Below are 6,727 nucleotides of genomic sequence, written 5' to 3' on the forward strand. Positions count from 1 at the left end.
CCACGGCGACGTGCGGTCGCGGGCCGGCCGCGTCGGCATCGGGGCCGGCGCGCCCCGGCGGCGTCGGGTCGAGCAGCCCGAGCTCGGCGGGCAGCCGTGCGTCGACGACCCGGGTGACCGCCTCGGCCAGACCGAGCAGCCGGACGGTGTGGGCGGTGGGGCCGGCGTCGACGACGAGGAGGTCGTGCCCCGAGCGGCGGGCCAGGGCACCCAGCGCCAGCAGCTGCTCGAGCGCCGGGCCCGCGAGCGCCGTCACCTCCTCGTGCACCCCGCGCGCCACGGCCGCCAGCCCGTCGTCGTCCGAGGTGGGCGCCTCGCCGCTCGAGGTGCTCGGGACCGCGCCGTCGACCTGCACGGCGTCCAGGCGCGGCGCGACCTGCAGCGGCCGGCCGGCGGGCAGCGGCACGTCGAGCACGTCGTCGAGACCGCCGTCGGGGTCGAGGCCCAGCAGCAGGGTGCGCACCCCGTGGTGCGCCGCCTGCACCGCGGTCGCGGCGGCCACCGTCGTCCGGCCGGTGCCGCCCCCGCCGGTGAGCACCAGCACGCGCACCGCCTAGCCCTCGACGCGCTTCTTGAGCTCTTTCAGGGCGGTGTCGATGATGTTCTTCTCGGCCTTGCGCTTCAGCATGCCGAGCATCGGGATGCGGACGTCGACGGCCAGCCGGTACGTCACCGTGGTGGGGCCCTGCTCGGGCCCGGTCAGCTCGTAGCTGCCGTCGAGCGCCTTGAGCACCGTGGCCGGCTCGTCGAGCGTCCAGCTCACGGTGCCGGTGCCGTCGGCGCGCACCGCCCAGGCGTAGTCGAGGCTGTAGGTGTCCTTGATGGCGCCCGCGTCGAGCACGAACCGCACCTGCTGGGCGCGGCCCTTCGCGCCGGACGACAGCACCTCGGTCGACTTCACCGCGCCGGTCCACTCGGGGTACGCCTCGAAGTCGGCGATCACCGCGAGCACGTCGGCGGGGGGTGCCTCCACCACGGTGCTCGACTCGGTGCGGTCAGCCATCGGGTCCCCTCCGCCGGGTCCTGCCGGACGTCGGGCCCGGGTCGTCACGCAGAGGCTACCCCGGTGCGGCGGGCGTGCAGGGTGCGGCTCAGACGAGGTGGCCGAGCAGCAGCATGGCGACCAGCGCGATGCCGCAGACCGCCACGAAGCCGGCCGCCCCGACCGCCGCCCTGGCCCCGCGGGTGCCGGGCACGCGCGACCACAGCCCCCCGGTGCTGCGCTCGCTCGCGGCGAGCGCGGCGAGCATGCGGTCGGCTGCCGCCTCGAGGGCCGCGTCGGCGTCGGCGTCCGTCGCGGGCGGGTGGTCGTCCGCACCGTCCGAGGGCTCTGCGGCGACGGGCTGCGGCGCAGCGGCCTGCGGTGGCGCGGGCGTCAGGTCGGTGAAGCAGGTGGGGCACCAGGTGATGGCGCCGCGCAGCGTCAGGCCGCAGCCGGGGCAGCGCTCGGGCAGCGCCGGCCGATCGTTCGTCGCGGTGGTCGGGGGCGTCGCCGGCAGGGTCTCGGGCTCCACGCCCTGCAGCATCGGCGTGCCAGCCAGCCGGCTTGAGCCCCCGGCCGTCGTCGCGGCGGGCACCCCGCGGCCGCGTCGTCCGTCCACAGGGCACCACCGCACGACCGCCGGACGGGCCAGAATGGGCGAGGTCCGGGTCGGGCGGGGCACGGTCTGGATAGGGTCGGCGGCGACGTCCCGACGACGACCGACGTCCTCGCGCAAGGAGGCACCCGTGGCCGAGTCCACCGTCCCAGCCCTCGTGGCCGAGCCGACGAGCGGCAACCTCGGCGACCTCGTCGTGCGCAACGCCGAGCGCTTCGGCGAGCGGGTCGTCTTCAGCCGGCGGGTGCAGGGCCGCTGGGCCGACGTCACCGCGAGGGCCTTTCGCCGCGAGGTCGACGCGGTGGCCCGCGGGCTGATCGCCGCCGGCGTCGAGCCCGGCGACCGCGTCGCCCTGATGAGCCGCACCCGCTACGAGTGGACGCTGGTCGACTTCGCCATCTGGACGGCGGGCGCGGTGACCGTGCCGGTCTACGAGACGTCGTCCGCCGAGCAGGTGGCGTGGATCCTCGCCGACTCCGGGGCGGTGGCCGTGGTCGTCGAGACGCCCGCGCACGCCCGCGTGGTCGGCTCGGTGCGCAGCCGGGTGCCCGACGTCCGCGACGTGTGGCAGCTCGACGCCGGCGGCCTCGACGACCTGGTCGCCGCCGGTGCGGGGGTCGGCGACGACGTCCTCGCCGAGCGCCGGGCGCACGCCCGCCCCGACGACCTGGCCACCCTCATCTACACCTCGGGCACCACCGGCCGGCCCAAGGGCTGCGAGCTGACCCACCGCAACTTCCTGGCGCTGAGCGAGAACGCGGTGGCGCGGCTGGGGACGGTCGTGTCGACCGACCACGCGTCGACCCTGCTCTTCCTGCCGCTCGCGCACGTGTTCGCGCGGCTGGTGCAGGTGCTGGCGTTCACCGCGGGCGCGCGGCTCGGGCACACCGCCGACGTCAAGCAGCTGATGCCCGACCTGGCGGAGTTCCGCCCCACGTTCATCCTCGCCGTGCCGCGGGTGTTCGAGAAGATCTACAACGCCTCCGAGGCGCGCTCCGACGGCGAGGGCAGGGGCAAGGCGTTCCGGTACGCCGCGCAGGTCGCCGAGCAGTGGAGCCGCGCGCAGCAGGACGGCGGGGCCGGCGTCGTCCTGAAGGCCAAGCACGCGGCGTTCGACAAGCTCGTGTACGCGCGGATCCGCGAGGCGATGGGCGGCCGCATCGAGTACTGCGTGTCGGGCGGCGCGCCGCTCGGCGAGCGCCTCGGGCACTTCTTCCACGGGGCCGGCATCACGGTGCTGGAGGGGTACGGGCTGACCGAGACCACCGCGCCGGCGACCGTGAACACGCCCGACAGCCTGCGCATCGGCACCGTCGGGCCGCCGCTGCCCGGCGTGTCGATCCGCGTCGACGACACCGGCGAGGTGCTGGTGCGCGGGCACAACGTGATGGCCGGCTACTGGAACAACCCCGAGGCGAGCGCCGAGGTGCTCGACGACGGGTGGTTCCGCACCGGCGACCTCGGCGAGCTCGACGCCGACGGCTTCCTGCGGATCACCGGCCGCCGCAAGGAGATCCTGGTGACCGCGGGCGGCAAGAACGTCGCGCCCGCGGTGCTGGAGGACCGCATCCGCGCCAACACCATCGTGTCGCAGTGCATCGTCGTCGGCGACGCCCGGCCGTACGTCGCCGCGCTGGTCACCCTCGACGACGAGATGCTGCCGGCCTGGTTGAAGCACCAGGGCAAGGCGCAGATGAGCGTCGAGGAGGCGGCCGGCGACGAGGACGTGCAGCGCGAGGTGCAGCGCGCCGTCGACGACGCCAACGACCAGGTCAGCAAGGCCGAGTCGATCCGCCGGTTCCGCATCCTGCCGGTCGACTTCACCGAGCAGGGCGGCTACGTGACGCCGTCCCTGAAGCTCAAGCGCGGCGTCGTCATGAAGGACTTCGCGGCCGAGGTCGAGGAGCTCTACCGCTGACGCGCCCGGCAGAGACGCCGACGGCGGGCCGGTAGCCTCCAGGGGTGCGCCGCCTGCCCGACCGCCTCGCCGCGGCCGCCTTCCTCGTGGCCTGGGTCGGGGTGCTGACGGCGCTGCAGTGGAGCGTCGTGCGGTTCCGGCTGGCGATCGTGCTGGTGCTGACGTCGGCCGCGGTGCTGCTCACCACGGCCCTGGTGCGCCGCTGGACCCCGCCGCCGCTGCCCCGCCCGCTGCTGGCCGCCGCGCTGCTCGCCGGCGCCGTCGTCACCGAGGTCGTGCCGTTCTTCAGCCACGCCTCCCCCGGCGACCGTCGGCTGCTCGCCCACGTCGCCGCCGGCACCGGCGTGCTGCTCGCCGCCGCGCTGCTCGGGCTGGGCCGGCGGGCCGAGCCGGTCGCGCTCGGTGTCGCCGCGGTCGGCGTCGTGGCGTGGACGACGGCCGCGACCGTGGTCTCGCCGCACCCGGCCATCGACGTCTGGGTGACGCTGCAGCAGGCCGCCGACGGGATGCTGCACGGGCAGAACCCGTACGCGATGACGTGGACCGGCTCCCCCGGCATCCAGGACGCCTTCACCTACCTGCCCTGGACGGCGGTGCTGCTGGCGCCCGGGCGGTGGCTGGCCGGCGACGTCCGCTGGGCGCTGCTGGTCTGGCTGCTGGTGGCGCTGGCCTGCACCGTCGCGCTCGACCGTGGCCGCCCGGCGTCCGGCCGTGCGGCTGCCGGACGGTCGGGGGTCGTCGGTGGTGGTGTCGCGGCGGCCCTGCTCGTGGCGCTGGCTCCCGGCTCGGTGACGCAGGCCGAGCAGGCCTGGACCGAGCCGCTGCTGCTGGCCTGCCTGGCCGGGTGGGCGCTGCTGGTGCGCCGCGGGCACGCCTGGTGGGCGGTCGTGCCGCTGGCGCTCGGCGTCGCCAGCAAGCAGCACCTGGTCCTGCTCGCGCCGCTGCTCGCGGTGTGGCCGGCCTTCGGCTGGCGGCGCGTGCTGGCCACCGGCGGGCTCGCCGGCGTGCTCGTGGCGCCCTGGTTCCTCGCCTCGCCGGCCGACATGTGGCACGACACCGTGACGCTGCTCGTCGGCTTCCACCCGATCCGCTTCGCGAACACGCTCTACCTCGCCGCGCTCACCGACCTCGGCTGGACGCCGCCGTTCTGGCTGACCGGGCTCGCGGTGCTCGGCGCGCTCGGTGGGGCCTGCCTCGCGGTGCACCGCCGCCGGCCTGGCCTCGGCGAGCTGCTCGGGTGGATGGCGCTGGTGCTGCTCGTCGCGAACCTGGTGAACAAGCAGGCGTTCTACAACCAGTACTGGCTGTGCCTGGCGCTGGTCGCGCTGGCCGTGGCCGCCGGCGGTCCGGAGGCGTGGTCGGAGCCCGAGGTGGCGGCTGCCGACGAGCCGGTCGGCGTGTCGTCCTCGAGCTGACGCGTCAGCCCACCGACTGACCGGCGAGCAGGCGCTGCAGCCGGACGGCGAGGTCGTCCCACCGCCACCGCTCCGCCACCCAGGCCCGGCCCCGGCGTCCGAACCGCTCGGCGAGCTCGCGGTCGGCCAGCAGCCCGGCGACGCGGTCGGCCACCTGCGCCACCGAGCGCCCGTCGACGACATACCCGTTCTCGCCGTCGAGCACCGCGTCGGGTGCGCCACCCGAGTCGCCGGCGACCACGGGCAGGCCGGTCGCCGCCGCCTCGAGGTAGCAGATGCCCAGCGCCTCGGGCTCGAGGCCGCCGAGCCGGGTGCGCGTCGGCATGCAGAACACGTCGCCGGCGTCGTAGAAGGCCGGGGTGCGCTGCCACGGCACCCGGCCGGCCAGCACGACGTCGTCGCGCAGCCCGAGCCGGTCGACGAGCCGCTCGACCGCGGCTCGGTGCGGGCCGTCGCCCACCAGCAGCAGCGCCGCGCCCGGCACCCGCCGCCGGATCTCGGGCAGTGCCTGCACCAGCACGTCCTGCCCCTTGCGCGCCACCATGCGCGACACGCAGACCACCACGGGCCGGTCGCCCAGCCCGTGCTCGGCGCGCACCTGCTCGCCGCCCGCGCCCGGCCGGAAGCTCGCGTCGTCGACACCCGGCGTCAGCTGCACCATGCGCGCGCGGGCGGCCGGGGTGAGCGGGCGGGCGATGCGCGAGCGGCAGTACTCGCCGAGGTACGTGAGCACGTCGGTGCGCTCGCCGATGGCCCGCAGCGCCCGGCGGCTGCCCGGCAGGCTCGACCACCAGATCTCGTGCCCGTGCGTCGTGGCCACGGCCCGCTCGACGCCCGCCGCCCGCAGCGTCGGCGCCATCAGCCCCAGCGGCGCCGCCGCCCCGAACCACACCCGGTCGCAGCCGTGCGCCCGCGCCACCTCGGCGCTGCGCCGCGCGATCGCCGGCGTCGGCACCATCAGCCGCGAGCGGTCGCGCACCACCTCGAACGGCAGCGCGGCGTCGTGCGCCCGGTCGCCGTCCTGCCGCGCGGTGTGCACCACCACCTGGTCGGCCGGCATCCGCTGCGCCATCGCCAGCACGAACGACTCGATGCCCCCGGTGCGCGGCGGGAAGTCGTTCGTCACCACCAGGGTGCGACCCGACCTCGCTCCCACCGGCTCGCGGGCCAGGTCCACGGGGTCCGTCACGCGCGCCACCCTAGGCCGAGCGCCCGCGGTGGCCGGCGAGGTGGCAGCTGCCACGACCGCTGGCACCACCGCTGCAGGCACGGGGACGCCGGCGTGCTCGGGCCGGTGCGACGCGGGCTCAGCGCGGCAGCGGACGGCCGACCGGCTGCGGGCCGGGCAGGTCGTGCTGCTCGGCCCACGCCCGTGCCATCGCGATGCGCCAGGCCGGGTCGGGGTGGCTCTGGTACAGCGCGGTGCGGTACCAGCGCGGTCGCAGGTCGCTGACGTTCGACACGGCGAGCCGCCGCTGCATGGCGGCGAAGTCGGCGGGGTCGCGGGTGAGCTCGAGCGAGAACCGGTCGGCGCTGGCCTCGATGCGCCGCGACACGAGGTTCGTGACCGGCGAGGCCGCCAGCGAGCCGACCGTCACGAGCATCAGCAGCAGCGCCACGCACCGCGAGTCGGCCAGCGCGGTCGCCCCGCCGCGACCGGCAGCCGGACCGCGCCGGGTGGCGGCCGCGTCCTGCGAGCGGTCGTCAGAGTCGTCCGAGCCGTCCGAGCCGCGCGAGCCGCGCGAGCCGTCCGAGCCGTCCGAGCCGCGCGAGCCGCCGCCCGGGTCGAGGTCACC

7 protein-coding genes are annotated in these 6,727 nt (G+C 76.3%); 2 read left to right on the forward strand and 5 right to left on the reverse strand.

Features of this window, described 5'->3' with window-relative positions; genetic code table 11:
• The 3 genes from ACYVI6_RS17615 to ACYVI6_RS17625 all read right to left on the reverse strand — a co-directional run.
• Positions 1-544: ArsA-related P-loop ATPase (locus tag ACYVI6_RS17615; RefSeq protein ID WP_460447613.1), on the reverse strand; the 544-nt coding region annotated here is incomplete at its 3' end.
• Positions 545-553: 9 nt separating this feature from the next.
• The gene (locus tag ACYVI6_RS17620) at positions 554-1,003 is read right to left on the reverse strand and encodes an SRPBCC family protein (RefSeq protein WP_460447614.1); all 450 of its coding nucleotides are present in this window, start codon (positions 1,001-1,003) and stop codon (positions 554-556) included.
• A gap of 88 nt (positions 1,004-1,091) precedes the next feature.
• Positions 1,092-1,514: a hypothetical protein gene (locus ACYVI6_RS17625; RefSeq protein ID WP_460447615.1), complete on the reverse strand. Its 423-nt coding sequence runs from the start codon at positions 1,512-1,514 to the stop codon at positions 1,092-1,094.
• A 214-nt stretch (positions 1,515-1,728) separates the two neighbouring features.
• Here ACYVI6_RS17625 and ACYVI6_RS17630 point away from each other — a divergent pair, with 214 nt between their 5' ends.
• Complete coding sequence (locus ACYVI6_RS17630) at positions 1,729-3,516, forward strand: AMP-dependent synthetase/ligase (protein ID WP_460447616.1); 1,788 nt, start codon at positions 1,729-1,731, stop codon at positions 3,514-3,516.
• A gap of 44 nt (positions 3,517-3,560) precedes the next feature.
• Positions 3,561-4,931, forward strand: a complete 1,371-nt coding sequence (locus tag ACYVI6_RS17635) for a hypothetical protein (RefSeq protein ID WP_460447617.1) — start codon at positions 3,561-3,563, stop codon at positions 4,929-4,931.
• 4 nt (positions 4,932-4,935) lie between these two features.
• Here the strand turns inward: ACYVI6_RS17635 and ACYVI6_RS17640 are convergent, their stop codons facing one another.
• Positions 4,936-6,120, reverse strand: a complete 1,185-nt coding sequence (locus tag ACYVI6_RS17640; RefSeq protein ID WP_460447618.1) for a glycosyltransferase family 4 protein — start codon at positions 6,118-6,120, stop codon at positions 4,936-4,938.
• A 118-nt stretch (positions 6,121-6,238) separates the two neighbouring features.
• Positions 6,239-6,727: M48 family metalloprotease (locus ACYVI6_RS17645; protein WP_460447619.1), on the reverse strand; the 489-nt coding region annotated here is incomplete at its 5' end.

It is taken from the genome of Angustibacter aerolatus, assembly GCF_054776675.1.

Excerpts from the sequence above, each read along its gene's own strand:
- ACYVI6_RS17620 (WP_460447614.1), bottom strand. The coding sequence starts at position 1,003 with ATGGCTGACCGCACCGAGTCGAGCACCGTGGTGGAGGCACCCCCCGCC.